The sequence below is a fragment of the Acidovorax sp. SUPP2539 genome (assembly GCF_030158975.1).
Taxonomy (GTDB): domain Bacteria; phylum Pseudomonadota; class Gammaproteobacteria; order Burkholderiales; family Burkholderiaceae_C; genus Paracidovorax.
This window is the reverse complement of record NZ_BQXJ01000011.1, coordinates 16,788-41,883: the sequence shown is the minus strand read 5'-3', so window position 1 is coordinate 41,883 and position 25,096 is coordinate 16,788. Positions and strand designations below refer to the sequence as shown.

Here is a 25,096-nt window from a genome sequence, read left to right as displayed (position 1 = left end):
CAAAAAATGGCCGCTCGCATTCGACCGCGCGGCGGGCGGCTGGCAGTACGATTCGCACGGCAAAGCCGGGCACCGGTGCCCGGCGCGTTTTGCCAAGTGCTTCGAAGGCGCACGAAACCCATGAATCAAAAACGAGTGTTGGTGGTTGAGGACGATCCCGACAGCGCCAGCGTGCTGGAGGCCTACTTGAAAAGGGAGGGGTTCCTGGTGGCCGTGGCGAACGACGGCGAGCAAGCCGTCACCTGGCATGCCCAGTGGAAACCGGATCTGGTCCTGCTGGATGTGATGCTTCCCAAGCTGGGCGGCACCGAAGTGCTCTCCGCCATCCGGCGTGCGGGCGATACGCCCGTCATCATGGTGAGCGCCATCGGCGACGAGCCGGAAAAGCTGGGGGCGCTGCGCTACGGCGCGGACGATTACGTCGTCAAGCCCTACAGCCCGAAGGAGGTGGTGGCGCGCGTGTATGCGGTGATGCGCCGCACCGGTGCGGCCCGCTCGCCCGAGGGCGCGCTCAAACATGGCCGCCTCACGGTGGACACCAGTGCCTTCGTGGCGGCCGTGAGCGACGCCGATGGCCAACCCGTCGCGCTCGACCTGACACCCACCGAATTCAACCTGCTGGCGTCGTTGCTGCGCACGCCGTTCAAGGCCTTCACCCGCAGCGAGTTGCTGGAAGCGTGCCTGCCCGAGAGCGATGCGCTGGAGCGCGTGGTCGATGCGCACATCCACAACCTGCGCCGCAAGCTGGAGCAGCGCGGCATCACCGGGGTGCTGGTCACGGTGCGGGCCGTGGGCTACCGCTTCCAATGAAAGGCCTGTTCTCCCCACGCCCCCGGCACACCCCGCTTTGGCGGTGGGTGGGTTTTCGCATGAGTGCGTTGGCCGTGGTGACCGTCATCGCGATCGCGCTAGCGATGTGGTTTCGATTCGCGATCTCGGACGCGGTGGCGCTCGGCCAGCTGCCGCCCGAAGCCCGTCAGGAAATGCTGCAGCTGCGTGCCGACCCACACCGCAATGCCTCGCGGCTGTGGCAGCTGTTTGCGCAGTACTACGACGTCGTCGATTTCCTGCCAGGCATCGCCAACCGGGACTGGTGGCTGCTTGCGGCGATGGTGATCGGTGCCATCCCGTTGATCGTCCTGTGCGGCCTCTACGCTTCGCGCCCGCTGTCGCGGCAGTTCACCATGGTCGCTCACGCGGCACGCCGCGTGAGCGAGGGCGACTTCTCCGCCCGGGCGACGGTGGTGACCGACGCTCCGCAGGAACTCATCGGGCTGGCGGTGGATTTCAACGACATGACGGCCCGGCTGCAGCGCTACGAACGCGAGGTGAGCGAATCGAGTGCCATGGTCGCGCACGAATTGCGCACGCCGCTGAACGCCGCCATGGGCCGGCTCCAGGGCATGCTGGACCAGGTGTTCCCCTGCGACGAGTCGCAGCTGCTGATGGTGCATCGACAGCTGGAGCAGCTCAACCGGCTGGTGGGCGATCTGCACCTGCTCTCCCTGGCCCGCGCAGGCCAGCTGTCGCTGGAGCATGAAGACTTCCTGCTCGAGGACCTGATCCAGGAGCGGCTGGCCTGGGCCTCGCAGCGGCTGAACGCCGCGGGACTCGCACCGCAGGTGTCCATCCCCCGAGGCACCCGGCTGACCGGCGACCGCGACCGGATCGGCCAGGTGCTGCTCATCCTGGTCGACAACGCCATTCGATACGCCGCGTCCGGCCAACAGCTGTCCATCGACGTGCAGGCATCGAATGGCGATATCCACCTGTCGGTCTGCGACCGGGGGCCGGGCGTGGAGGCAGAATCCCTGGCCCGGATGACCGAGCGCTTCTGGCGGGCCGAGCACTCCCGCGACCGCCATCTGGGCGGCAGCGGGCTGGGTCTGTCGATTGCCTGCGCCATCTGCGAGGCCCATGGCGGTTCGCTGGAAATGGTCGGCCGCAACGGGGGTGGATTGTGTGCCCGGGTCCGGCTCCCGCATCCGCCGCAGCGCGCGCCCTAGGTCCGTCGTTCATGCCGAAGGGGCGGCGCCACTGCGGCGCGGCCACCTGCGCCGCCGTGCCCTTGCCGTCCTTTGGTGACAGTCGCCGGTCCGATGCCCGGCCCCTTCCTCCCTGCCTTGGTGCGTGCCGGACGCACCACCGCGCGGCCACTGCAGCCCCCCTGCCTGCGGACCGCCCCGTTTTCCCAGGATCCCGCCCTTGGCATGCTCCGTGCATGGCCAGCCAGGTGATCGCGATGGCCCGAGGGCGGGGCTCCGGCCAGCCGGTCGTTCAGGTAAACACCTGAGGGTGGGATCGCAAACACGCGGTTACATTGAATGCGGTCTTTCGTTTCCCTGTCTCACTACCACTGTGGAGTTCATCGATGAAGCGTAGCGCTCTCCCTCTGTCCGCATGGGCCCTCGCCGGCGCCCTGGGTTGCGGACTGTGTGCCCCCACCGCGTTCGCGCAGACCAAATGGGACCTGGCCGCGGCCTATCCCGCCACCAACTTCCACACCGAGAACCTGGCGGAGTTCGCCAAGGACGTGGACGTCGCCACGGGTGGCAAGCTCAAGATCACGGTGCATGCCAACGCATCGCTGTTCAAGGCCAACGAGATCAAGCGCGCCGTGCAGGGCGGGCAGGCGCCGGCCGGCGAGATCCTGCTGCCCAACTTCGAGAACGAGAACCCCATCTTCGGCGTGGACGGCATTCCGTTCCTGGCCACCTCGTACGCCGATTCCAAGCGGCTGTATGAAGCGCAAAAGCCTGTGCTCGAAAAATTGCTCAATGCGCAGGGCCTGCGGCTGCTGTACACGGTGGCCTGGCCTCCGCAGGGCATCTACTCGAAGCGGGAAATCACCTCGGTGGCCAATCTGCGGGGCATCAAATGGCGCGCCTACAGCCCCGCCACGGCCAAGATTGCCGAACTGATCGGCGCGCAGCCCGTCACCATCCAGGCGGCCGAACTGTCGCAGGCCACGGCCACCGGCGCGGTCGAATCGATGATGACCTCCGGCTCCACCGGTTACGACAGCAAGCTCTACGAGAGCATCAAGTACTTCTACGACACCCAGGCATGGCTGCCCAAGAACGCGGTCATCGTGAGCAAGAAGGCCTTCGACGCGCTCGACAAGCCCACGCAGTACGAGCTGCTCAAGAGCGCCGCCGCGGCCGAGGCCCGTGGCTGGAAGGTCAGCGCGGAAAAGAACGAGTGGTACAAAAAGGCCCTGACCGACAAGGGCATGAAGATCCTTCCGCCCCCGCCGAAGCTGGTGGCCGACCTGCGCCAGGTCGGCGACATCATGCTGGCCGACTGGCTCAAGAAGGCCGGTCCCGATGGCGAGGCCATCATCGCCGCCTACCGCAAGCCGGCCCCCGTGGCAGCCAAGTGATGCGCCGCTTCCTGGACCGCCTGTACCTGGGCGCGGGCGCCCTGGGCGCCACCTTCGTGGCCCTGATCTGCGTGCTGATGATCGCCCAGAGCGTACTGCGCGAGGTCGGGGTGCGCACCGGGGCGCTCAACGACGTGGTGGCGTGGTTCTGCGCCGCCGCGGCGTTCTTCGCCATGGCGCATGCCTTCAAGCACGGCGACTTCGTGCGGGTCACGCTGCTGCTGGAAAAGCTCTCGCCGCCCCGGCGCCGGCAGTTCGAGATCGTCTCGCTGGCCATCGGCTCGGTGGCGGTGGCCTACCTGGCCTGGTCGGCCTGCCTCTTCACCTACGAAAGCTGGGAGTTCAACGACGTCGCCCAGGGGCTGCTGCCCCTGCCGATGTGGATTCCCCAGATGAGCTTCGCGCTGGGCTCGGTGCTGCTGTTCGTCGCGGTGGTCGATGAATTCATCATCGTGCTGCGCGGCGGCGTGCCCACCTTCGTGCGCGAAGTCGAGGACCGGCACGCGCGCGGCGATTTCTCTTCCGACATCTGACCCTCCACCCGACCTGAACCCTCGCTGCGGCCCGGCCGGGCCCGAAAGAAGAATCCCATGGACATTCTGATGGTGGGCGGCGTCCTGCTGCTGCTGATGATCGTGCTGCTCTCGGGCGGCGTCTGGATCGCGATGACGCTGGCGATCTGCGGCTGGGTCGGGCAGGCGTTCTTCACGAACACGCAGCCGGGCAAGAATTTGTTCTCGGCCTTCTGGGAAAGCAACGCCAGCTGGGAGCTGGCGGCGCTGCCGCTCTTCATCTGGATGGGCGAGATCCTGTTTCGCACCAAGCTGAGCGAAGAGATGTTCGAGGGTCTGCGGCCCTGGCTCAACCGGGTGCCGGGCCGGCTGATGCACACCACCATCCTGGGGTGCGGCATCTTCGGATCGGTGTCGGGCTCGTCCGCCGCCACCTGCGCCACCATCAGCAAGGTGGCCCTGCCCGAGTTGCTCAAGCGCGGCTACGACGAGCGCCTGGCGCTGGGCTCGCTTGCCACGGCGGGCACGCTGGGCATTCTCATTCCCCCATCGATCACCATGGTGGTGTATGCGGTGGCGGCCGACGCCTCCATCATCCGCATCTTCCTGGCCGGCTTCCTGCCGGGCCTGCTGCTGATGCTGCTGTTTTCGGGCTACATCGGCTGGTGGAGCCTGCGCAACCCTGACAAGGTGCCGCCGGCCGATGCACCGACGACCTTCCGCCAGAAGATCCGGCAGTCCGGCAACCTGATTCCGGTGGCGGTCCTGATCGTCTTCATCGTGTGGGTGCTGGTGGCCGGCTACGCCACCGCCACCGAGTGCGCCGCCTACGGCGTGGCCGGCTCGCTTGGGCTGGCGCTGTGGAGCCGCTCGCTCACGTGGAAGAACTTCACCGAAGGGCTGATGAGCACCACGCGCACCAGTTGCATGATCATGTTCATCCTAGCCGGCGCGGCCTTCCTGACCAAGACCATGGCCTTCACCGGCATTCCGCGCGAGCTGGCCGAATGGGTCAATGCGATGAACCTCTCGCCCTTCGCGTTGATCGGCGTGCTGACGATCGTCTACCTCGTGCTGGGCACGGCGCTGGACGGCATCAGCATGATCGTGCTCACCAGCGCGGTGGTGCTGCCCATGATCCAGAAGGCCGGCTTCGACCTGATCTGGTTCGGCATCTTCATCGTGCTGCTGGTGGAGATCGCCGAGGTCACGCCGCCCGTGGGTTTCAACCTCTTCGTGCTGCAGAACATGACCGGCAAGGACAGCAACACGATCGCGCGCGCGGCCATTCCATTCTTCCTGTGCCTGGTGGTGTGCATCGCGATCATCACGGTGTTCCCGCAGATCGTCACCGTGCTGCCGGACCTGGTGATGGGCAAGGACGGCGGCTAGGCGCCGGCCCACTGGGGCCGCTGGCCGCCGCCACTCCACGGATGACAGCGCCTCGGCGGCGAGGCCCCGGGTTTTTGCGATACTTTGCGGCATGCTGCTTCACGTCGCCGTCATCTGCCTGGCCGCCTGCCTGGGCGCCCTGCTGCGCTGGGGCTTCGCTCTGTGGCTCAACCCCGGCGGCCTGCTGCCCTGGGGCACGCTGGCGGTGAACCTCATCGGCGGCTACCTGATCGGCATCGCCATCGCCGTGTTCACCCAGCGGCCGGACATCGACCCGGCCTGGCGGCTGCTCATCATCACCGGCTTTCTCGGTACCCTGACCACCTTCTCCAGCTTCTCTGCCGAAGTCGTCACCATGCTGCTGCAGCAGCGCTACGGCATCGCGCTGGCCACGCTGCTTTTGCACGTGGGCGGCTCCTTCACCCTCACCTGGGCCGGCATGCGCACGGCCCTGTGGTGGGCGGCCCGCTGACCGACGGCCCGGCAACGGGCCCTTCTTTTTTTGCCCGCACAATCTCATCCCATGGATTCCAATACCGAACTCAACGACAGCCGCCTGGCCAATGCCTGGGCCGAATTGAACAACCACGCCGTGAACGGCAATCCGCTGCACGCCGATGCCTACCGGCTGGCGTTCGCAGACCCCGAATTCCTGCTGCGGCGCGAAACGCGCGGCATCCGCTTCCAGCTCGAAATGCTCAAGCCCGATCTGGGCCAGACCGCACAGGGCATCGAGAACACCGTGGTGGTGTACGGCAGCGCGCGCTTCATCGCCCCCGACGAAGCCGAGCAGCAATTGGCCGATGCCGAGGCGAGCGGCGACGACAGCCGCATCGCACGCGCCAGGCTCGCCGTGCGCAATGCCCGCTACTACGACCTGGCGCGGCAGTTCGCGCGCGTGGTCGCAGAGCACAGCGAACAGCAGCAGCCGGCGGACCGCATCTACGTGTGCACCGGCGGGGGGCCGGGCATCATGGAGGCCGCCAACCGCGGCGCGCACGACGTCGGCGCGCTCAACGTGGGCCTGAACATCGCCCTGCCCCACGAACAAAGCGGCAACCGCTTCATCTCGCCCTCGCTGAGCTACAAGTTCCACTACTTCGCGCTGCGCAAGATGCACTTCATGATGCGCGCCAAGGCCCTGGTGGCATTCCCCGGCGGCTTCGGCACGCTGGACGAATTGTTCGAAGTGCTCACCCTCGTGCAGACCGGCAAGGCCAAGCCGGTGCCCATCGTGCTGTTCGGCACCGACTTCTGGAAAAAGGTCGTCAACTTCGACGCCCTGGTGGAACAAGGGACCATCTCCGCCGCCGACCTGAAGCTGTTCCATTACACGGACGATCCGCAGGAAGCCTGGAACATCGTCAAGGCGTTCTACAAGCTTTGAATCCGGCCTGACCGCGCTGGAACAGGGTGCGTGCACCCGTTGTTTCGCACCACAGGCCGGACCATCGCATGACGGCGGCGGCATTTCGGAGCAGCGCAAACAATGGGCATTTTGGCTTTTCCCCAAACCAATATGCCCCGCATCGACGCTCCCAATCCATCGGCCCAGGCCGCATCCAGCACATCGCGCCCCACGGAGGCAGAGCCGTCCAATGTGCGTCGGCGCTCCAGTGCACGCCATCAGGCGCCGGAAGGTTTGCAGCAGCAGCGCGCGGACGCACATGCCGCCGCGCAGCACGCTCCGCAACCGCCACGCGTTCGCACTGGACTGCAGGCCTTGCGGCAGACAGCGCAGGCGGCGGTCGATGGCGGCACGGTCATCGCACATGCCGGCGCACGCATCGGCGCGGCAGCCGGTGCTGCCTTTCTGGCAGACCCTGTCCGGACCACCGGAATCGCCATGCTGGCGGGTGGCAGCAGTTACGCCTTGATCAACAACCAGCGCAACAATGACCTGGAAACCGTGAGAGGGGTGGCGATCGCTTCCGCGGGATACACGTTGATGGCAGCACGCGCTTTCTTCGGTGTGCTCCCCGGCGCCGTCCAAGGGGTCGCGGAGGGCATCCAGGCCGCACCCGGGGCCCTTCGGGACATGGCAGAGCTCTTCCAGGCCGTGGCGCAAGCCGCCATGGCAGAGGGACGTGTGCCCCAAATTTCCCAGGAACTGGCCGTCGCTGCCCTCAATATGGTTCTCGTGATTGGCGAGCCCAATCCCGACGACCCGGACGACCTGTCACAGGAGGTGGGGCGCCATGTGCCCCAGGTGGTCGATCACCTCACGGACCTGCGAGAGGGGTCCGCATCCAGGACCGTCCATGCGGCTGCGCTGGCAGCGAACGAAGTCCCGGCGCAATTGGTGCGCAACCTCCACGCCCTGGTGACTGCCGATCCGCCTGTGCTGTCTCACCGCCCCAATTCCCGGGGTGCCAGACCGAACTGAAGCCGGCACGGGAGCGGCCGGATCGGCCACGGCCTCAATGCGGCACGGCGGAATGCGCGTCGGCGTCTCCCAGGCGCGCGGCCAGCCGGGAGCCGCCGCCCACCACCGCCCCCACGACCCAGAAAAGCCCTGCCACCCCGATCAACGCTCCCGCCGAACCGAACAGCACCGGCATCAGCACGCTCGAACCATTGATGGCCATCAGCCGCAGGCCGAGCGCCTCGCCGTGGCGGTTCGACGGGGTGATCTGGTGCAGCATGCTCATGATCATCGGCTGCACCGATCCCAGCGCGAAGCCCAGCAGCACCGAACACAGGCCCAGTGCCCACGGGTTGGGCAGCAAGGGGTACACCGCAAACAGCACCGCCGTGGTGACCATCGCCCAGGTCACCACGACCGCCTCGCGCAGGTGCGCGGCCACCAGGGGCATGAGCACGCGGATCACGGCCGCCGCAATGGCGAACGCGCCCAGGATGGTGCCGATCACCGACGCCGACAGGCCCCGCTCGTGGCCCAGGAGCGGCACCACGAAGGTGTGCACGTCCCAGCACGACGACAGCAGCCAGTTCACGATGAGCAGGCGGCGAAAGCCGGGCTCGGCCAGCAGGTCCCAGGCCCGGGGGCGCACGCCGCCGGCCGCCGCGATCACGGGCGGCAGTTCCACGGTGGCCCGCACCCAGAACCAGGTGGCGATGGGCAGCACGGCCATCAGTGCGAAGGCGGCGCGATAGCCCTCGGTGCTGCCGGCCGTGGGACCGGCATGGTCGATGAGCAGGCCGGCGCAGAACGGCCCGACGAAGTTGGACACGGCCGGGCCGATGGCCAGCCAGCTGAACACCTGGCGCAGTTGCGTGGAGTCGTGCGCCGCGCGCCCCACATGGCGCTGCAGCGCGATGGTGGCGGCACCCGTGGCGCCGCCCGTCATGAGCGCGGCCAGGCACAGCATGGGAAACGCCGGCCACACCAGCGCCCCGGCCGCCCCGACCACCGCCACGACCACGGCATAGCCGACCGGGCGCTTGAGGCCGTGGCGGTCGGCATAGCGGCCCGCCGGCAGCGCCAGGAACACCTGCGTGAGCGCGAACAGCGCGAGCAGGATGCCGACCGCCGCCGCGCTGTAGCCCTCGCGCAGGGCCAGCAGCGGCGCGGCCAGCCGCATGCCGGCCATGCAGGCGTGGATGCAGATCTGTCCAGCGATCAGGCGGGCAAGGGCGGTGTTCATGTCAAACGGCCTCGTCTTCGGTGGTGGGCGGCAGGCCGCCGTCCGTGGCACCCGCACCCGCCAGGGGCACCGCCGCCCCCGGGGCCGGCAGGGCCTGCACTTCGCGCAGCTGGCGCTGGATGGCGCGCGTGCGCACGCCCACCTCGTCGAACCGCCGGGCCGCCGCGTCGATGGATTTGCGCGTGGCCTCGACCACGTCGCCGAACTTGGAGAACTCCGTCTTCACCGCGCCGAGCAGGCCCCACACCTCGGAGGAGCGCTTTTCGATCGCCAGCGTCTTGAAGCCCATCTGCAGGCTGCTGAGCATGGCCGCCAGGTTGGCGGGTCCGGTGATCATCACGCGGCAGTCGTTCTGCAGCGCCTCCACCAGCCCGGGCCGGCGGATCACCTCGGCGAACAGGCCCTCGGTGGGCAGGTACATCACGGCGAAGTCGGTGGTGTGCGGCGGCGACACGTACTTGGCGAAGATCTTGCGCGCCTCGGCCTTGATGGAGGTCTCGAAGGCGTTGCCCGCGGACAGCACCGCCGCCTTGTCGGCCAGGTCCTGCGCGTCCAGCAGCCGCTGGTATTGCTCCACCGGGTACTTGGAGTCGATGGGCAGCCACACGGGCTGCTCGTCGCCCCGGCCCGGCAGCCGGATGGCGAACTCCACGAGGTCGTCGCTGCCAGGCACGACCTTCACGTTGCGCGCGAACTGGTCCACGGTGAGCACGTTCTCGATGATGGCGCCCAGTTGCATCTCGCCCCAGGTGCCGCGCGTCTTCACGTTGGTCATCACGCGCTTCAAGTCGCCCACACTGCCGGCCAGCGTCTGCATCTCGCCCAGGCCCTTGTGGACCTGCTCCAGCCGGTCGCTCACCAGCTTGAAGGATTCGCCCAGGCGCTGCTCCAGCGTGGCGTGCAGCTTCTCGTCCACGGTGCGGCGCATCTCCTCCAGCTTGGCGGCGTTGTCGGCCTGGATGGCGGACAGGCGCTCGTTGAGCACGCCGCGCAGGGCTTCGCCGGTCTGCGTGAGTTCGGCGCGGAAAGCGCCCAGCGCCTGCACCAGTTCCTGCCGCGCCGCGACGGCATCGGTCTGGCCCAGCGCCAGGCGCTGCTCCAGCTTGCCTTCGAAGGCAGTGAAGGCCGCGAGCAACTCCGCCCGGCCGCTGCGCGACTCGTGCACCGCCTGGGCCAGCCGCTCGTCCACGGCCTGGCGCACGCTCTCCAGCGTGCCCTGCATGGTCTGCGTGAAGCCGCGCAGTTGCTGGGCCATGCCCTCCAGCGCGCCATCGTTCTTGGCCACCGCCAGCTGCGTGGCCTGGGCCGTGGCCTCCAGGCGCTGCAGGCGCATCAGCCACTCGGGAGGCAGTTCGGCGCGCGGGCTGCGCAGCAGCAGCACCCCCAGCAGCAGCACCCCCAGCACCAGCAAACCCAGGACAGCGAACATTTCCAAAACCCGACACTCCTTTTGCTATTTATTTGATAGCTACCCCGGCATGAAAATCGCCGGCATGTGGCCGATTCGGCTTGAAACCGCGGCGCGGCCGCGCCGTGGCGGCATCCGTCACACCGGCCGTTCGGCCGGCGTGTTGACGGGCGTCAGCGCGCCCCGGCCGTCGAAGAACGCGATCAGGTTGTCCGCCGCCAGGTTGGCCATGGCCAGCCGCGTGGGCACGGTGGCGCTGGCGATGTGCGGGGTCAGCACCACGTTGGGCACGGTGAGCAGGTCCGGGTGCACCTGCGGCTCACCCTCGAACACGTCCAGCCCGGCCGCTGCGATGCGCTTGTCGCGCAGCGCCGCCGCCAGCGCCGCGTCGTCCACGATGCCGCCGCGCGCGATGTTGACCAGGGTGGCGGTTGGCTTCATCTGCGCCAGCTCGGCGGCGCCGATGGCGTGGTGCGACTCGGCCGTGTAGGGCAGCACCAGCACGAGGTGGTCGGCCGTGCGCAGCAGCTCCTCCTTGGAGACGTAGCGCGCGCCGCATTCGCCCTCCAGTGCGGGCGAGAGGCGGGAGCGGTTGTGGTAGATCACCCGCATGCCGAAGCCGTGCGCGCCGCGCCGGGCGATGCCCTGCCCGATGCGGCCCATGCCCAGGATGCCGAGCGTGCTGCCGTGCACGTCGGAGCCGGCGAACATGTCGTAGCTCCATTTCGTCCACTGGCCGGCCCGCAGATAGTGCTCGCTCTCGGTCATGCGGCGCGCGGTGGCCATGAGCAGCGCGAAGCCGAAATCCGCCGTGGTCTCGGTCAGCACATCGGGCGTGTTGGTGCCCTGCACGCCCGCCGCGGTGAGCGCGTTCACGTCGAAGTTGTTGTAGCCCACCGCCATGTTGGCCACGATGCGCAGCCGCGGGCAGCGCGCCAGCAACTCGGCGTCGATGCGCTGGCTGCCGGTGGTCAGGGCGCCGTCCTTGTCCTGCAGGCGCTCGGCCAGCTCGGCCGGCGACCAGACCGCATCGGCGGGATTGGCCTCGACCTCGAAATGCTGCGAGAGCCGCTCGACCACCTCGGGAAAGATGGCGCGGGCGACCAGGATGCGGGGCTTGGACATGGATCAGGACCTTTCAGCGAAACCAGAGGAATGTCATGGCGACGAGCAGCGGCAGCAGGATGCCGCACGACCAGAGCATGTAGCCGAAGAAGCTGGGCATCTTCACGCCGCGCTCTTCGGCAATGGCCTTGACCATGAGGTTGGGCGCATTGCCGATGTAGGTGCCCGCGCCCATGAACACGGCGCCGGCCGAGATCGCGGCCAGCGTGGGGGCGAGCGTGGTCATGAGCACGGCCGGGTCGCCGCCGGCCGTGTTGAAGAACACGAGGTAGGTCGGCGCGTTGTCCAGGAACGCGCTCAGCAGGCCGGTGGCCCAGAAGTACATGGCCGGATCGGGGGTGCCGTCGGGCCGGGTCACCGCCCCCACGATGGCGCCGAACGGTCCCTGCGTGCCCGCCTTGAGCATCGCGATGACCGGGATGATGGTGAGAAAGATGCCCGCGAACAGCTTGGCCACTTCCTGCATGGGGGCCCAGCCGAACTGGTTGTCCGCGTGCACCTGGCGCGGCGTGAGCCACAGCGAGGCGCCCACCACCGCCAGCAGCCCCACGTCGCGCACCAGCCCGGGCAGGCCCACGGGCGTGCCAGCGATGCTCCACGCCACCGGCGACTTCCAGAACCCGCTGAGCAGCACCAGGGCGATCACCGCGCCCAGCAGCCAGAAATTGACCTGGCCGTCGAAGCCGATCGACCGCGTGTCGGGCGTGGGGTCCGGCCTTGCCGCCTCGCCCGGCCGGCCATGGAACCAGCGGTCGATCGCGTAGAAGATCGCCAGCAGCGAACCCACGAGGAACAGCGTCTCCTGGTGGATGTGCCCGACTGTCCAGAAGAAATCCACGCCCTTCAAAAAGCCCAGGAACAGCGGCGGGTCCCCCAGCGGCGTGAGCGAGCCCCCGGCGTTGGAGACGATGAAGATGAAGAACACGACGATGTGCGCCACGTGCTTGCGGTGGTCGTTGGCGCGCACCAGCGGCCGGATCAGCAGCATCGATGCGCCCGTCGTGCCCATGAAGCTCGCCAGCACCGCGCCGATGGCCAGGATGGCCGTGTTCAGCCCGGGGCCGCCATGCAGGTTGCCGCGGATGTGGATGCCACCCGCCACGGTGAACAGCGCCGCCAGCAGGATCACGAACGGCAGGTACTCGGCCAGCAGCGCATGCACCAGGTTCACACCCGCCGCACCGGCCCCGAAGACCGCAGCGAACGGCAGCAGGAACGCCAGCGCCCACGCGGCGGCGATCTTGCCGAAGTGGTGGTGCCAGAACACGGGCGCGAACAGCGGCACCAGCGCGATCGACAGCAACAGGCCGGCGAAGGGCACGCCCCACAACACCGACAGCGCGCTACCGTCGATCTCGGCGGCCCGCGCCAGGCCCGGCAGCAAGCCCGCGGCGATCAGCAATAAGCCACGCAGGCCGCGGGACATCGGCAACGAAAGGGGCACGGTGTCCCCAGCCTGCGTGGTGGGGACAGGGGTGGGGATTGCCATCGGAGCACCCGGCGGCCGACCGGTGCGCTGCATGCGAATCGATGCGTTCACTGCGGCGCCGGAATCTCGAACACCTGGCGCAGGTAGGCCAGGTACTTCTCGTCGTCGCACATGCCTTTGCCCGGGGTGTCGGACAGCTTGGCCACGGGCTGGCCGTTGCAGCGCGTCATCTTGATCACGACCTGCAGCGGCTCGCAGCCCAGGTCGTTGGTGAGGTTGGTGCCGATGCCGAAGGCCAGTTGGCAGCGACCGCGGAACTGCTGGTACAGCTCGATGGTGCGCGGCACCGTTAGGGCGTCGCTGAAGATCAGCGTCTTGGTCAGCGGATCGACCCGGTTGCGTCGGTAGTGGTCGAGCAGGCGCTCGCCCCAGGCGAACGGGTCGCCGCTGTCGTGGCGCGCGCCGTCGAAGAGCTTGCAGAAATACAGGTCGAAGTCGCGCAGGAAGGCGCTCATGCCGTACACGTCCGACAGCGCGATGCCCAGGTCGCCGCGGTACTCCTTGGCCCACATTTCGAAGCCGAAGATCTGGCTGTCGCGCAGGCGCGGGCCCAGCGCCTGGCAGGCCTGCAGGTACTCGTGCGCCATGGTGCCCAGCGGCGTCACGCCGAGCTTCATGGCATACAGCACGTTGCTCGTGCCGGCGAACTGCCCCGGCCCCGAAGGCGCGCCTGTCGTGCGGCGCTCCCCCGTGCCCAGGCGCGCGCACAGCACGCGCAGCACCTCTTCGTGCCAGGCGCGGCTGAAGCGGCGGCGGGTGCCGTAGTCGGCGATCTTGAGGTCACCCAGGCCATCGGCCTGCAGCAGGGCGATCTTGGCGTCGAGCCGGCGGCGGCCTTCGGGAAAGTCGGGCACCTTCTGCGTATTGCGGAAGTACACCTCGTTCACGATGGCCAGCACCGGCACCTCGAACAGGATGGTGTGCAGCCACGGCCCGGTGATGGTGATGTCGATCTCGCCCGAGGGCAGCGGGCTCACGGTGATGTACTTTTCGTTGAGCCGAAAGAGCCCGAGAAAGTCCACGAAGTCGCTCTTGATGAAGCGCATGGACCGCAGGTAGGCCAGCTCGGCATCCTGGAAATGCAGGCTGCACAGCGAGCGGATCTCCTCGCGGATCTCGTTGACGAAAGGCACCAGTTGCACGCCGGGGTTGCGGCAGCGAAAGCGGTACTCCACCTGCGCGCCGGGAAACTGGTGCAGCACCACCTGCATCATGGTGAACTTGTAGAGATCGGTGTCGAGCAGGCTGGTGATGATCATGGGTGGAAGCGGCCGCGGCGGGCCGGCTGGGCATCTGCAGTGAACGGCAGCGGCGAACCGTCGCATGGCATTGTGTCATCAAGGGCGCCCCATTGCCGGGCACCGCACTGGTCCGGATCTTGCACCGCACCGCTGCCGCCGCCCTGCACGCATCCCGCAGCGCACGCGCTCGTGTCCAACCGCTTCGCCGCCGATCGCATCTCGCACATGTCGCACGGCGGAATGGGGCCGGTCCGAACGGGCCCGCGCAGCGCGTATGCTCGATGCGCCGCAGAGACGACGGCACTTCCTTCCTCAAGAACAAAGGTATTTTTCCAATGCGCCATTCCCGCCCGCCCATCACACCCTCCACCACGCGCCCTGTGTGGCGCTACACCGCCACGCTGACGGCCGCCCTGCTGGTCCTTGCCGGCTGTGGCGGTGGCGGGGGTGGCAGTGGCAGCGCTTCGGCCCCTGGACAGGACTCGGCCTGCGCGGTCGTCAGCGATGGCGGCTCCGTCACGGTCGGCTCCGGCCTGCCCGGCGATCCCGCAGCTCCGGAGCCCGCCTCCGGCTACAAGGTCGGCAAGACCGCGGTCTATGCCAAGCAGTACATGGTGAGCACGGCCAATCCACTGGCCTCGCGCGCGGGCTGCGAAGTGCTGCGCCAGGGCGGCTCCGCGGTCGATGCGGCCGTGGCGGTGCAGATGGTGCTGGGCCTGGTCGAGCCGCAATCGTCGGGCCTGGGCGGCGGCGCGTTCATGCTGCATTACGACGCAGCGGCCAAGAAAGTGCAGGCCTATGACGGCCGCGAAACGGCCCCCGCGGCCGCGACGGAAAACTACCTGCGCTGGGTGAGCGACAGTGACCGCACCCTGCCCCAGCCCGGCGGCGCGCGCGCCAGCGGCCGCTCGATCGGCACGCCCGGCGCCGTGCGCATGCTGGAGTTGGCCTACCAGGACCACGGCAAGCTCAAGTGGAGCGAGCTGTTCCAGCCCGCGGTCAAGCTGGCCTCGGACGGCTTCCAGATCAGCGGCCGCATGGCCAGCGCCATCGCCGGTGCCACCACGGGCCTCTCGCGCGATCCCGAGGCCGTCGCCTACTTCTTCAATGCCGACGGCACGCCCAAGGGCCTGGGCACGCTGATCAAGAACCCCGCCTACGCCACCACGCTGAACACCATCGCCAGCGGCGGCGCCGATGCGTTCTACACCGGCCCCGTGGCGCAAGGCATCGTGAACAAGATCAAGGTCACCAGCGGCGGCACGCCCACCGTGGCGATCACCCCCGGCCTGACCGAGATGAGCGACCTGGCCAACTACCGCGCCAAGCGCCGCGACCCGGTCTGCACGACCTACCGCGACTACTGGGTGTGCGGCATGTCGCCACCGTCCTCCGGCGGCATCGCCGTGGCGTCGGCGCTCGGCATCCTGGAGAACTTCAACCTCGCGAACTACAAGCCCACGGCCATCGACATCGAAGGCGGCAAGCCTTCGGTGATGGGCGTGCACCTGGTGAGCGAGGCGGAACGCCTGGCCTATGCCGACCGCGACAAGTACATCGCCGACACCGACTTCGTGTCGCTGCCAGGCGGCTCGCCCGCGGCCATGCTGGACAAGACCTACCTGCGCAACCGCGCGGGCCTGATCAGCATGACCAAGAGCATGGGCACGGCCGTGGCCGGCGACCTGAGCAACAAGCCCGCCGGCGTGAGCCTGATCGACGAGAAGGGCACGACGCACTTCACCATCGTGGACAAGCAGGGCAATGCCGTGGTGATGACCACGACGGTGGAAGCCGGCATGGGTTCGTTCCACATGACGCAGGGCTTCTTGCTGAACAACCAGCTGACCGACTTCTCGGCCACGCCGACCGACAGCACCGGCGCCGTGGTGGCGAACCGCGTCGAAGCCGGCAAGCGTCCCCGCAGCTCGATGGCACCCACGCTGGTGTTCAAGAAGACCGCGGACGGCCGCATGGGCGACTTCCTGATGGGCACGGGCTCGCCCGGTGGCGGCACCATCATCCAGTACGTGGTGAAGACGGTCGTCGGCGCGCTCGACTGGGGCCTGGATGCACAGCAGGCCACCTCGCTGGTGGACTTCGGCGCGAGCAACAGCCCCACGACCTCGCTGGGCGGCGAACACCCGGCCATCGACAGCAGCAACGGCGGCAACAACGACCCGCTGATCACGGGCCTGCGGGCACTGGGCCACACGGTGTCCACCTCGGCGCAGTCGAGCGGCACGAGCACCATCATCCGCGTGCAGCGCAACGGCGAGAGCGTGCTGCAGGGCGGTGCCGATCCCCGCCGCGAAGGCGTGGTGCTGGGCGATACCTACAAGCCCTGACCGTGCATTGAAGCGCCAGGCGGCCCGGCCGAAGGGCTGCCGCCTGCCGCGCCCCCTTCCGAAAGCACCGATCGCGCGAGCGCTCCGGTGCTTTTTTCATGGAAGGGGCCGGGTCAGGTGCCGACTGCGATGCGCAGGGGTGCGAGGGCGTCCAGCAGCGCCTGCGGCAAGGCCCGGGGCCGGCGGTCCTCGCGGCCGACGTACACGTGCACGAAGTGCCCGCCCGCCGCCGACTCGGGCGCGCCCTCGGCGAACAGCCCGACTTCGTAGCGCACGCTGGAGCGGCCCACGTGCGCCACGCGGATGCCCGCCTCCACCGTCTGGGGAAAAGCGAGCGGCGCGAAATAATGGCACTGGGTTTCGACCACCAGGCCGATCGTCTCGCCCGCATGGATATCCAGGGTACCGCGCTCAATCAGATAGGCATTCACCGCGGTATCGAACCAGCTGTAATACACGACATTATTGACATGGCCGTACGCGTCGTTATCCGCCCATCGGGTGGTAATCGTGCGGAACACGGAATATGCGGAGCGCGGCTCCGGCAGGCGGCGGGACGGCGTGGAAACGGTGGGGGCATTCATGGCGGCAAATTCTGCCAGTGGAGGCGCCCCCTTTGATGTGCCTCAGGCGACGGGCATTTTTGGTTATGCACTCTAATCATGTTGCAACGCAGCAAAATCGCTTGATTCTTGAACTCAACCGCCTAGAATCCGTCCCATGCTGCACTGCAACATGACTTCCAGGTCACGACAGCGCAGATGTCTCAACCATCCGTCCCTCGAGGACTCATCAATAGGAGATACACCATGTCGCTGACCCCGGAACAACTCATTGCATCCCACAAGGCCCACCTCGAAACCCTGTTCGGTCTGACCAACAAGGCATTCGAAGGCGTCGAAAAGCTGGTGGAACTGAACGTCACCGCTTCCCGCGCTGCCCTGGCCGAAGTCGCCACGCACACGCAAGCCGTGCTGAGCGCCAAGGATGCGCAAGAGCTGCTGTCCCTGCAAGCCAGCCTGTTCCAGCCCCTTGCAGAAAAGACCGCTGCCTACAACCGCCACCTGTACGACATCGCCTCGAGCACCAGCGCCGAATTCGGCCGCACGTTCGAAGCCCAGGCTTCCGAAGTGCAGCGCAACTTCAGCAACCTGGTGGACAGCGCCGCCAAGAATGCACCCGCCGGTTCCGAAACCAGCGTGGCCGTGTTCAAGAGCGCCGTCTCTGCCGCCAACAACGCTTTCGAATCCGTTCAAAAGGCCGTGAAGCAAGCCAGCGATGTCGCTGAAGCCAACTTCAACGCCGTGGCCAACACCGCTGCCAACGCCGCCGCCAAGTCGGCCGCCGCCGTGCAGCAGCGCAAGCGCTAAAACCCGTTGTCTCCTTGGATCTCTCGAAACCGGGTTTCAGGGATCCAATTCAAGCCCGGTCTTGCGACCGGGCTTTTTTTATGGGCGCACGGCGCGTGGACTGGCAGCGGGCCGGGCGGGATCACCGCGAGAAGACCTCTGGTGCAGCAGGTCTTGTTTAAGAATCATTCTCGTTCGGCCTATCATCGCCCGGTTTCCAACCTCCAGAGAAGAGACCCTCTCCATGCAGAAGTCCATGAAAGCCGTTTTGGCGGCCTGCCTTTTGGCTGCCGCTGGCGCCGCCTCCGCCCAGGACCAGGTCGTCAACCTGTACTCCGCCCGCCACTACGCCACCGATGAAGCGCTGTACACCGGCTTCACCAAGGCCACCGGCATCAAGGTGAACCGCGTGGATGCCGACGACGCCGGCATCATGGCCCGACTGAAGGCCGAGGGCACTGCCTCCCCGGCCGACGTGATCCTGCTGGTGGACGCCGCCCGCCTGTACCGCGGCGAGGTCGACGGCCTGTTCCTGCCCATCCGCTCCAAGGTGCTGGAAGACACGATCCCCTCCAACCTGCGCGCCAAGCCCGCGGCCGACGGCGGCATCGCCTGGTTCGGCCTGTCCACCCGCGCCCGCGTGATCGTCTACAACAAGGACAAGGTCAGCAAGGAAGACGTGGACACCTATGAAGAGCTGGGCGACCCGAAGAACAAGGGCAAGATCTGCATCCGCTCCGGCTCGCACCCCTACAACCTGAGCCTGTTCGGCGCCGTGACCGAGCACATGGGCGAGCAGAAGGCCGAGGCCTGGCTCAGGGGCGTGGCCGGCAACCTGGCGCGTCCTCCGAAGGGCGGCGACACCGACCAGATCAAGGCCGTGGCGTCGGGCGAGTGCGACATCGCCGTGACCAACAGCTACTACCTCGCCCGCATCATGCGTTCGGAAAAGCCCGAGGACAAAGCCATCGCCAGCAAGGTGTCAGTGGTGTTCCCCAACCAGCAATCGTGGGGCACGCACATGAACATCGCCGGTGGCGCCGTGGCACGCAACACCAAGAACCAGGCCAACGCGGTCAAATTCCTGGAATACCTGGCCAGCCCCGAAGCGCAGAACTACTTCGCCAACGGCAACAACGAATGGCCCGCCGCCAAGGGCGTGGACCCGGGCAATCCGGCCCTGAAAGCCATGACAGACGGCAAGCCCTTCAAGAGCGAGACCATCCCCATCAGCGCGGTGGGCGAGCACATGACCAAAGTGCAGCAGATGCTGGACCGCGTGAACTTCCAGTAAGCCACGCACCGTCCTCTCGCACCAAAAGCCCGGCATGCCGGGCTTTTTCACGCCCGCTGCTTCGGCCATAATTGACGTTTACGTTAACGTCATATCGAGGAGACATCCCCCATGGAAATCCAAGGCAAGGTATTCATCGTCACCGGCGGCGCGTCGGGGTTGGGCGAAGGCACGGCACGCCGGCTGGCCGCGCAGGGCGGCAAGATCGTCATCGCCGACCTGCAGGCGGACCGGGGCGAAGCGGTCGCCCGCGACATCGGCGGCGTCTTCGTGAAGTGCGACGTGAGCCAGGAAGCCGATGGACAGGCCGTGGTGGCGAAGGCCGTCTCCCTGGGCAAGCTGATGGGCCTGGTCAACTGCGCGGGTATCGCCCCGGCCGAGAAGACCGTGGGCAAGAACGGCGCACACGCCCTGCCCCTGTTCGCCAAGGCGGTCACCGTGAACCTGATCGGCAGCTTCAACATGATCCGCCTGGCTGCCGAGGCCATGGCCAGGAACGAGGCGGAGGCCACCGGCGAGCGCGGCGTGCTCATCTCCACGGCCAGCGTGGCGGCCTATGACGGGCAGATCGGCCAGGCGGCCTATGCCGCATCGAAGGGCGGCATCGTGGGCATGACGCTGCCGATCGCGCGCGACCTGGCGCGCAACGGCATCCGCAACATGACCATCGCCCCCGGCATCTTCGGCACGCCCATGCTGTTCGGCATGCCGCAGGAAGTGCAGGACGCGCTGGCCGCGGGCGTTCCCTTCCCGAGCCGCCTGGGCACGCCCGAAGACTATGCGCGCCTGGTGCAGCACATCTTCGAGAACGACATGCTCAACGGCGAGGTGATCCGCTTGGACGGCGCGATCCGCCTGGCACCACGCTAAGCGCGATTGCTATTTAATCGATAGCAGAATGCCCTAGTGGAATCTGTGCTGGCAGCCTTTTTCATCCAAAGCACCTCTGCCGCCAGCACCACCCTCGCCTGCCGATCTATCCGTGCCGGCAGGCCCGCAGCGGCTCATCCCCGCAGCTGGTCGCGCAGCCGCTGGCCGATGTCCGGCCGGGCCAGGAACGGATCGGGCGGGTTCTCCATCCGCACGATGTTCTCCATGCGGCTTTGCACGTTGCCCAGCGCCTGCGGGTGGCTGAAGATGTAGAACTGCCCGGCACCCACCGCGTCGAACACCCGCTGGGCCACCTCGGCCGCCGTCACCTTGCCGCTGCTGACGGCCTTGTCGGTCATGGCTTGGCCGATCAGCTGGCTCTTGGTGGGCTGCGCCGCGGTCGCCACGTCCGGGCGGTTGCGTTCGCTTCGGGTGATGCCCGTGGGCACGAAGTAAGGGCACAGCACGCTGGCGCCGATCTGGTCGGTGACGAGGGCCAGGTCCTGGTACAGCGTTTCGGACAGGCTCACCACCGCGTGCTTGCTCACGTTGTAGATGCCCATGTTGGGCGCGTTGAGCAGGCCGGCCATGCTGGCCGTGTTGACAATGTGGCCGCGCCACTGCGGGTCCTGCGCCGCGGCGGCCAGCATCATGGGCGTGAACAGGCGCACGCCGTGCACCACGCCCATCAGGTTCACGCCCATCACCCAGTCCCAGTCCTGCACGCTGCTTTCCCAGATCAGCCCGCCCGCGCCCACGCCCGCGTTGTTGAACACGAGGTGCGGCGCGCCGAAGCGCTGCTGCACGTCGGCGGCCAACTGCGCCATCTGCGCGGCGTCGGCCACGTCCACGCGCCGGGCCAGCACGGCGGCGCCCGCGGCCTGCAGCTCGGCCGCGGCGGCATCGAGCGCGTCCTGCTGCACGTCCACCAGCACGAGGTTCATGCCCCGCTGTGCGCCGATGCGCGCGCATTCGAGGCCGAAGCCCGATCCCGCGCCGGTCAGTACCGCCGTCTTGCCCTGGAACGATTCGATCATGCCGATGTCTCCGTTTTCTTGAGTACGTAGCCGATGCGTGGGAAATGCACGTGCAGCGCCCCCGCCCGCGCGTCGGTGCGGGCCAGCGTGTAGCGCGTGCGCGTGGCCGCCACGAGCGTGCCCTCGGTCGGCTCGGTGCCGAAGGTCTCGGCGGCGATGGTGACGGCGCTGCCCAGGGGAATGCCGTGCTCGTCCTGGAACGGCTCGGCCGGCAGCGGCAGGGGTTCGGCCGCCGCGGCCACGGCGATCGCGTCCTGCGCGTTGAATTTCTCCATGCGCCCGTGGCCCAGGGCGGCGATGCGGTCCATCCACTCGGTGACCGCCGGCGTGGCGGCGAAGATCTCGGCCATCACCGGCACGCAGGTGCGCGTGAACCACAGCGGGTGGTAGGCGGCGAAGTCGGCCACGCACGGCTCGGCGCCGAACAGGAACTCATGCTCCTCGGCCATGTGCGCGATGCGGCGCAGGTACGAGCGGTAGGCCGCCGTGGCATCGTGCGGGCGCAGGCGGTTCATGCCGGCGCTCATGGCCTTGCGGTCCTCGCCGAAGGCCTGGGCGGCCGCGGGCGGCAGGTTGGCGAACAGCACGGCCGCGCCGCGCGGCTGCAGGTTGTAGGCCATGGCGGCCCAGAACAACGTGGTGTCGGCCCATTGCGCGAACACGCGCGAGACGCCCTTGAGGTGCGGCGGGTACAGCACCGGCTCGGGCTGGGCGTGCTCCAGCACGTCGCAGATCAGCGCGGTGTCGCAGTAGATGTCGGCCCCCACCTGCAGGAAGGGCGTGCGGCGGTAGCCGCCCGTGAGCGCCAGCACGTCGGGCTTGGGGGCGACGCTGGGCACGATGACCGACTTCCAGGCCAGTTGCTTGAAGCCCAGCACCGCGCGGATCTTTTCGGAGAACGGCGACGAGGGGTAGTGGTGAAGGATCAGCGCGGACATGAACGATCTCCTGGCCAGTGGCTGCTGCTGCTGCGTGCGGGCCGCCGGGCCGTCAGGCGGGGCTCCACAGCATTTCGATGTGGGGGATGTTGTCTTCGAGGTACTCCGCCGAGACGGCCACGAAGCCCATCTCGCCGTAGAAGCGCTGCAGATGCGCCTGCGCGCTGATGCGCACCGCGCGGTCCGGCCAGGTGGCCTGCGCGCGCGCCAGGCCCTCGCGCACCAGGGCCCAGCCCATGCCGGTGCCCCGCGCCTCGGGCGCGACCACCACGCGGCCGATGGAGGGCTCCACGTAGTTCACGCCGGGGTCGGTCAGCCGCAGGTAGGCCTGCAGGTCGCCCGCTCCGCCGCGGCCCAGCAGGTGCCAGGCGGTCTTGTCGGCTTCGTCGGGGTCTTGGTAGGGGCCCTGCTCCAGGATGAACACGCGGCAGCGCAGCGCCAGCGCATCGTGCAGCGCGTGCACGCCCATGTCGTCGAAGCGGGCCCAGGTCCAGTGCAGCGCCATCGTCAGACGAGCTTGACGAGCTGCTTGCCGAAGTTCTTGCCCTTGAGCAGGCCCAGGAAGGCCTCGGGCGCCGCGGCCAGGCCCTCGGCGATGGTCTCGCGCGGGCGCAGTTTGCCGGAGCCGACCAGCGTGCCGAGTTCCTTGAGCGCCTCGGGCCAGATCTCCATGTGTTCGCTCACGATGAAGCCTTCGATCTTCATGCGGTTCACCAGGATCAGCGCGGGGTTCTGCAGCGGCAGCGGCTGGCCGTCGTAGCCGGCGATCATGCCGCACACGGCAACGCGGGCGAAGGCGTTGGCGCGCAGCAGCACGGCGTCGAGGATGTAGCCGCCCACGTTCTCGAAGTGGCCGTCGATGCCGTCCGGGCAGGCTTCTTTCAGGGCCTTGGACATGGCCTTGAGGTCGCCGTGCTCGCGGTGGTCGATGCAGGCGTCGAAGCCCAGTTCCTCGGTCGCGTACTTGCACTTTTCGGGGCCGCCGGCAATGCCGACCACGCGGCAGCCGCGGGCCTTGGCCAGCGCGGCGAAGGCACTGCCCACGGCGCCGGTGGCGGCGCTCACCACCACTGTTTCACCGGCCTTGGGCGCGATGATCTTCACCAGGCCGTACCAGGCGGTCACGCCCGGCATGCCCACGGCACCCAGGTAGTGCGACAGCGGCACGTGGGTGGTATCGACCTTGCGCAGCATGCCGGGGGCGTTGCCGTCGACCACGCTGTACTGCTGCCAGCCGCCCATGCCGACGACCTTGTCTCCCACGGCGAACTTCGGGTGACGGCTTTCCGCCACCTCGCCCACCGTGCCGCCGATCATCACCTCGCCCAGCGGCTGGCTGGCCGCGTAGCTCTTGCTGTCGTTCATGCGGCCGCGCATGTACGGGTCCAGGCTGAGGTAGTGGTGGCGCACCAGCACCTCGCCGTCCTTCAGGGCCGGCGTGTCGGTGGTCACCCGCTTGAAGTTGCTGGTGGCGGCTTCGCCCTGCGGGCGGTTGTCGAGCAAGATCTGTTCGTTGCTGGGCATGTTGGACTCCTTGGGTTGACTATTGTTTTGATAGCGGCATGCCGGCGTTTTCATTGCGCTGGCAGGCGATAGGGCATCGAACCCTGGCGGGCTCATGTCGGGTGGTCAATCGGTGGGCAGTGCGCCCTCCGTGGCGCCCGCGCCTTCGGGCGCACCGGGCGTAGCGGGCTTGCGCCGCACGTACTTGAAGGTGCCGGTGGCATGGCAGCACACGCGGCCTTCCGCATCGGTGACCGTGCCTTCGGTGAAGGCCATGGACACGGTGCGGTGGATGAGCCGCCCCCGCGCCACCAGCGGGCCGCGCGCGGGCTGCATGAAGCTGGTCTTCATCTCGATGGTGACGACTCCGAAGTCGGGCGTGTCGCTGCGCGCCGCCGTGGCCATGGCCACGTCCAGCAGCGTCATGGAGGCGCCGCCGTGCGTGACGTCGAACGAGTTCATGTGCTCCGGCCGCGCTTCATAGTGCAGCTCGGACGCGCCACCCTTCATGTGGTGCAGCGTGAAGCCCAGCTCATCGACAAAAGGAATTTCGACACCAAAACTCAGCACAGGGCACTCCAGGAATCAATGGAAAGACGAAAAGCATAGCCACGAAAACACACCGCCCGCCTCACCAGCGCCGCCGAGGGGTAGCGGAGGTTTCGCCGCCGGGCCGCCCCAAGGCGAAACGCGGCCCCCTCGGGGGGCAGGGAACGACACGCAGTGCGCGACCGTGGGGGCCACATTCAGCCTCCGGTGACGATGCTCACGCCACCATCGACGGCCAGCCACTGGCCGGTGATGTGCTTGCCGGCATCGCTGGCGTACAGCACGCACAGGCCCTTCAGGTCTTCGTCGTCGCCCAGCCGTCCGAGCGGTGCATGGTTGGCGAGCTTTTCCTCGCCCATGGCCTTCAGGGTGCCCACCGTCATCCGGCTCGGGAAGAAGCCGGGGCAGATGGCGTTCACGCGAAGGTTGTACTTGCCCCACTCGGCGGCTAGCGCACGGGTGAAGTTGATCACGGCGCCCTTGGAGGTGTTGTAAGCGATGGTGTTCATGCCGCTGGGGTTGCCGCCCAGGCCGGCGATGGAGGCCACGTTGATGATGCTGCCGCTGCGCCGCCCGATCATGCTGCGCTTGGCGATCTGCTGGCTCAGGATGAAGTAGCCGCGCACGTTCAGGTTCATCACCTTGTCCCAGGCCTCCACCGGGTGGTCCTCGGCCGGGGCGCCCCAGGCGGCGCCGGCGTTGTTGACGAGGATGTCCACATCGCCCACGCGCTGCAGCGTCTCGTCGGCTAGGCGGCGGATGTCGGTCTCCTGCGCGCAGTCAGCGGCGATCCAGCGCGTGTCGATGCCGGCCTGCTGCAAGGTGGCCGTGGCCTCCTCCAGATCGGACGCCTTGCGCGAGCTGAGCACGATGCGCGCGCCGGCCTCGCCCAGCGCCTGCGCCAGCTGCAGCCCCAGCCCGCGCGAGCCGCCGGTGACCAGCGCGGTCTTGCCGGAGAGGTCGAACAGTTGTTGGATGGTGCGGGTCATGTCGGGGTCTCCTCGTTGGTGGTGATGGGGGGTCGGCGCGGCCTGCCTGAACGCTGCCCGAT

At 67.8% G+C, this 25,096-nt stretch carries 24 protein-coding genes; 12 read left to right on the top strand and 12 right to left on the bottom strand.

Annotation, left to right across the window (positions count from 1 at the left end; translation table 11 throughout):
• Window positions 1-120: 120 nt before the first annotated feature.
• The 8 genes from AVTE2539_RS25505 to AVTE2539_RS25470 all read left to right on the top strand — a co-directional run bounded on the left by AVTE2539_RS25505 (window position 121) and on the right by AVTE2539_RS25470 (window position 7,672).
• The gene (locus AVTE2539_RS25505; protein WP_284401052.1) at window positions 121-810 is read left to right on the top strand and encodes a response regulator; all 690 of its coding nucleotides are present in this window, start codon (window positions 121-123) and stop codon (window positions 808-810) included.
• 59 nt (window positions 811-869) lie between these two features.
• A complete protein-coding gene (locus AVTE2539_RS25500; protein ID WP_284415034.1) occupies window positions 870-2,006 on the top strand; it encodes a sensor histidine kinase in 1,137 nt (378 codons plus the stop codon).
• Window positions 2,007-2,371: 365 nt separating this feature from the next.
• Window positions 2,372-3,382 carry a TRAP transporter substrate-binding protein gene (locus AVTE2539_RS25495; RefSeq protein WP_272568850.1) on the top strand — a complete coding sequence of 337 codons (1,011 nt, stop codon included), beginning with the start codon at window positions 2,372-2,374 and terminating at the stop codon, window positions 3,380-3,382.
• The gene (locus AVTE2539_RS25490) at window positions 3,382-3,915 is read left to right on the top strand and encodes a TRAP transporter small permease (protein ID WP_272568849.1); all 534 of its coding nucleotides are present in this window, start codon (window positions 3,382-3,384) and stop codon (window positions 3,913-3,915) included. Before AVTE2539_RS25495 ends, AVTE2539_RS25490 begins: the two co-directional genes overlap by 1 nt.
• A gap of 57 nt (window positions 3,916-3,972) precedes the next feature.
• Window positions 3,973-5,286, top strand: coding sequence for a TRAP transporter large permease (locus AVTE2539_RS25485; protein WP_272568847.1), 1,314 nt, complete (start codon window positions 3,973-3,975; stop codon window positions 5,284-5,286).
• 91 nt (window positions 5,287-5,377) lie between these two features.
• On the top strand, window positions 5,378-5,758 hold the full coding sequence (crcB, locus tag AVTE2539_RS25480) for a fluoride efflux transporter CrcB (protein WP_284401062.1): 381 nt from the start codon (window positions 5,378-5,380) through the stop codon (window positions 5,756-5,758).
• A 51-nt stretch (window positions 5,759-5,809) separates the two neighbouring features.
• Window positions 5,810-6,673, top strand: coding sequence for an LOG family protein (locus AVTE2539_RS25475; RefSeq protein ID WP_272568845.1), 864 nt, complete (start codon window positions 5,810-5,812; stop codon window positions 6,671-6,673).
• A 132-nt stretch (window positions 6,674-6,805) separates the two neighbouring features.
• Window positions 6,806-7,672 (top strand): hypothetical protein, encoded by an 867-nt coding sequence (locus AVTE2539_RS25470; protein WP_284415032.1) that lies wholly within the window; start codon window positions 6,806-6,808, stop codon window positions 7,670-7,672.
• Window positions 7,673-7,706: 34 nt separating this feature from the next.
• Here AVTE2539_RS25470 and AVTE2539_RS25465 read toward each other — a convergent pair whose 3' ends face one another.
• From AVTE2539_RS25465 to pncB, 5 genes are all read right to left on the bottom strand, one after another.
• Complete coding sequence (locus tag AVTE2539_RS25465) at window positions 7,707-8,894, bottom strand: MFS transporter (protein WP_284415029.1); 1,188 nt, start codon at window positions 8,892-8,894, stop codon at window positions 7,707-7,709.
• A 1-nt stretch (window position 8,895) separates the two neighbouring features.
• A complete protein-coding gene (locus AVTE2539_RS25460) occupies window positions 8,896-10,323 on the bottom strand; it encodes a DNA recombination protein RmuC (protein ID WP_284415098.1) in 1,428 nt (475 codons plus the stop codon).
• Window positions 10,324-10,440: 117 nt separating this feature from the next.
• On the bottom strand, window positions 10,441-11,427 hold the full coding sequence (locus tag AVTE2539_RS25455; RefSeq protein ID WP_284415027.1) for a 2-hydroxyacid dehydrogenase: 987 nt from the start codon (window positions 11,425-11,427) through the stop codon (window positions 10,441-10,443).
• A gap of 13 nt (window positions 11,428-11,440) precedes the next feature.
• Entirely contained in the window at window positions 11,441-12,853 is a 1,413-nt protein-coding gene (locus tag AVTE2539_RS25450) for a sodium:proton antiporter (RefSeq protein WP_284415096.1), read from the bottom strand.
• Window positions 12,854-12,963: 110 nt separating this feature from the next.
• Complete coding sequence (gene pncB, locus AVTE2539_RS25445) at window positions 12,964-14,175, bottom strand: nicotinate phosphoribosyltransferase (RefSeq protein WP_272568841.1); 1,212 nt, start codon at window positions 14,173-14,175, stop codon at window positions 12,964-12,966.
• Window positions 14,176-14,492: 317 nt separating this feature from the next.
• On the opposite strand from pncB, the gene ggt reads away from it, so the two are divergent.
• Window positions 14,493-16,505, top strand: a complete 2,013-nt coding sequence (ggt, locus tag AVTE2539_RS25440) for a gamma-glutamyltransferase (RefSeq protein WP_284415026.1) — start codon at window positions 14,493-14,495, stop codon at window positions 16,503-16,505.
• A gap of 113 nt (window positions 16,506-16,618) precedes the next feature.
• Here the strand turns inward: ggt and AVTE2539_RS25435 are convergent, their stop codons facing one another.
• Complete coding sequence (locus AVTE2539_RS25435) at window positions 16,619-17,089, bottom strand: acyl-CoA thioesterase (RefSeq protein WP_284415024.1); 471 nt, start codon at window positions 17,087-17,089, stop codon at window positions 16,619-16,621.
• Between the two features lie 225 nt (window positions 17,090-17,314).
• On the opposite strand from AVTE2539_RS25435, the gene AVTE2539_RS25430 reads away from it, so the two are divergent.
• From AVTE2539_RS25430 to AVTE2539_RS25420, 3 genes are all read left to right on the top strand, one after another.
• Complete coding sequence (locus tag AVTE2539_RS25430) at window positions 17,315-17,875, top strand: phasin family protein (protein WP_272568836.1); 561 nt, start codon at window positions 17,315-17,317, stop codon at window positions 17,873-17,875.
• Between the two features lie 223 nt (window positions 17,876-18,098).
• The gene (locus AVTE2539_RS25425; RefSeq protein WP_284415022.1) at window positions 18,099-19,148 is read left to right on the top strand and encodes an extracellular solute-binding protein; all 1,050 of its coding nucleotides are present in this window, start codon (window positions 18,099-18,101) and stop codon (window positions 19,146-19,148) included.
• Window positions 19,149-19,259: 111 nt separating this feature from the next.
• Window positions 19,260-20,018, top strand: a complete 759-nt coding sequence (locus AVTE2539_RS25420; RefSeq protein ID WP_284415020.1) for a 3-hydroxyacyl-CoA dehydrogenase — start codon at window positions 19,260-19,262, stop codon at window positions 20,016-20,018.
• Between the two features lie 134 nt (window positions 20,019-20,152).
• Here AVTE2539_RS25420 and AVTE2539_RS25415 read toward each other — a convergent pair whose 3' ends face one another.
• The 6 genes from AVTE2539_RS25415 to AVTE2539_RS25390 form a co-directional block, all read right to left on the bottom strand.
• A complete protein-coding gene (locus AVTE2539_RS25415) occupies window positions 20,153-21,055 on the bottom strand; it encodes an SDR family oxidoreductase (protein WP_284415018.1) in 903 nt (300 codons plus the stop codon).
• Window positions 21,052-21,993 carry a glutathione S-transferase family protein gene (locus AVTE2539_RS25410; protein ID WP_284403699.1) on the bottom strand — a complete coding sequence of 314 codons (942 nt, stop codon included), beginning with the start codon at window positions 21,991-21,993 and terminating at the stop codon, window positions 21,052-21,054. Before AVTE2539_RS25410 ends, AVTE2539_RS25415 begins: the two co-directional genes overlap by 4 nt.
• Window positions 21,994-22,045: 52 nt before the next feature.
• Window positions 22,046-22,498 carry a GNAT family N-acetyltransferase gene (locus tag AVTE2539_RS25405; RefSeq protein ID WP_272568830.1) on the bottom strand — a complete coding sequence of 151 codons (453 nt, stop codon included), beginning with the start codon at window positions 22,496-22,498 and terminating at the stop codon, window positions 22,046-22,048.
• A gap of 2 nt (window positions 22,499-22,500) precedes the next feature.
• Window positions 22,501-23,517, bottom strand: coding sequence for an NADP-dependent oxidoreductase (locus tag AVTE2539_RS25400; protein WP_284403698.1), 1,017 nt, complete (start codon window positions 23,515-23,517; stop codon window positions 22,501-22,503).
• A 105-nt stretch (window positions 23,518-23,622) separates the two neighbouring features.
• Window positions 23,623-24,066, bottom strand: a complete 444-nt coding sequence (locus AVTE2539_RS25395; RefSeq protein WP_284403696.1) for a PaaI family thioesterase — start codon at window positions 24,064-24,066, stop codon at window positions 23,623-23,625.
• Between the two features lie 176 nt (window positions 24,067-24,242).
• Window positions 24,243-25,034, bottom strand: a complete 792-nt coding sequence (locus AVTE2539_RS25390) for an SDR family oxidoreductase (RefSeq protein ID WP_272568825.1) — start codon at window positions 25,032-25,034, stop codon at window positions 24,243-24,245.
• Window positions 25,035-25,096: the final 62 nt, after the last annotated feature.

Excerpts from the sequence above, each read along its gene's own strand:
- AVTE2539_RS25505 (WP_284401052.1), top strand. The coding sequence starts at position 121 with ATGAATCAAAAACGAGTGTTGGTGGTTGAGGACGATCCCGACAGCGCC.
- AVTE2539_RS25500 (WP_284415034.1), top strand. The coding sequence starts at position 870 with ATGAGTGCGTTGGCCGTGGTGACCGTCATCGCGATCGCGCTAGCGATG.
- AVTE2539_RS25495 (WP_272568850.1), top strand. The coding sequence starts at position 2,372 with ATGAAGCGTAGCGCTCTCCCTCTGTCCGCATGGGCCCTCGCCGGCGCC.
- AVTE2539_RS25490 (WP_272568849.1), top strand. The coding sequence starts at position 3,382 with ATGCGCCGCTTCCTGGACCGCCTGTACCTGGGCGCGGGCGCCCTGGGC.
- AVTE2539_RS25485 (WP_272568847.1), top strand. The coding sequence starts at position 3,973 with ATGGACATTCTGATGGTGGGCGGCGTCCTGCTGCTGCTGATGATCGTG.
- crcB (WP_284401062.1), top strand. The coding sequence starts at position 5,378 with ATGCTGCTTCACGTCGCCGTCATCTGCCTGGCCGCCTGCCTGGGCGCC.
- AVTE2539_RS25475 (WP_272568845.1), top strand. The coding sequence starts at position 5,810 with ATGGATTCCAATACCGAACTCAACGACAGCCGCCTGGCCAATGCCTGG.
- AVTE2539_RS25470 (WP_284415032.1), top strand. The coding sequence starts at position 6,806 with ATGCCCCGCATCGACGCTCCCAATCCATCGGCCCAGGCCGCATCCAGC.
- AVTE2539_RS25465 (WP_284415029.1), bottom strand. The coding sequence starts at position 8,894 with ATGAACACCGCCCTTGCCCGCCTGATCGCTGGACAGATCTGCATCCAC.
- AVTE2539_RS25460 (WP_284415098.1), bottom strand. The coding sequence starts at position 10,323 with ATGTTCGCTGTCCTGGGTTTGCTGGTGCTGGGGGTGCTGCTGCTGGGG.
- AVTE2539_RS25455 (WP_284415027.1), bottom strand. The coding sequence starts at position 11,427 with ATGTCCAAGCCCCGCATCCTGGTCGCCCGCGCCATCTTTCCCGAGGTG.
- AVTE2539_RS25450 (WP_284415096.1), bottom strand. The coding sequence starts at position 12,853 with ATGTCCCGCGGCCTGCGTGGCTTATTGCTGATCGCCGCGGGCTTGCTG.
- pncB (WP_272568841.1), bottom strand. The coding sequence starts at position 14,175 with ATGATCATCACCAGCCTGCTCGACACCGATCTCTACAAGTTCACCATG.
- ggt (WP_284415026.1), top strand. The coding sequence starts at position 14,493 with ATGCGCCATTCCCGCCCGCCCATCACACCCTCCACCACGCGCCCTGTG.
- AVTE2539_RS25435 (WP_284415024.1), bottom strand. The coding sequence starts at position 17,089 with ATGAATGCCCCCACCGTTTCCACGCCGTCCCGCCGCCTGCCGGAGCCG.
- AVTE2539_RS25430 (WP_272568836.1), top strand. The coding sequence starts at position 17,315 with ATGTCGCTGACCCCGGAACAACTCATTGCATCCCACAAGGCCCACCTC.
- AVTE2539_RS25425 (WP_284415022.1), top strand. The coding sequence starts at position 18,099 with ATGCAGAAGTCCATGAAAGCCGTTTTGGCGGCCTGCCTTTTGGCTGCC.
- AVTE2539_RS25420 (WP_284415020.1), top strand. The coding sequence starts at position 19,260 with ATGGAAATCCAAGGCAAGGTATTCATCGTCACCGGCGGCGCGTCGGGG.
- AVTE2539_RS25415 (WP_284415018.1), bottom strand. The coding sequence starts at position 21,055 with ATGATCGAATCGTTCCAGGGCAAGACGGCGGTACTGACCGGCGCGGGA.
- AVTE2539_RS25410 (WP_284403699.1), bottom strand. The coding sequence starts at position 21,993 with ATGTCCGCGCTGATCCTTCACCACTACCCCTCGTCGCCGTTCTCCGAA.
- AVTE2539_RS25405 (WP_272568830.1), bottom strand. The coding sequence starts at position 22,498 with ATGGCGCTGCACTGGACCTGGGCCCGCTTCGACGACATGGGCGTGCAC.
- AVTE2539_RS25400 (WP_284403698.1), bottom strand. The coding sequence starts at position 23,517 with ATGCCCAGCAACGAACAGATCTTGCTCGACAACCGCCCGCAGGGCGAA.
- AVTE2539_RS25390 (WP_272568825.1), bottom strand. The coding sequence starts at position 25,034 with ATGACCCGCACCATCCAACAACTGTTCGACCTCTCCGGCAAGACCGCG.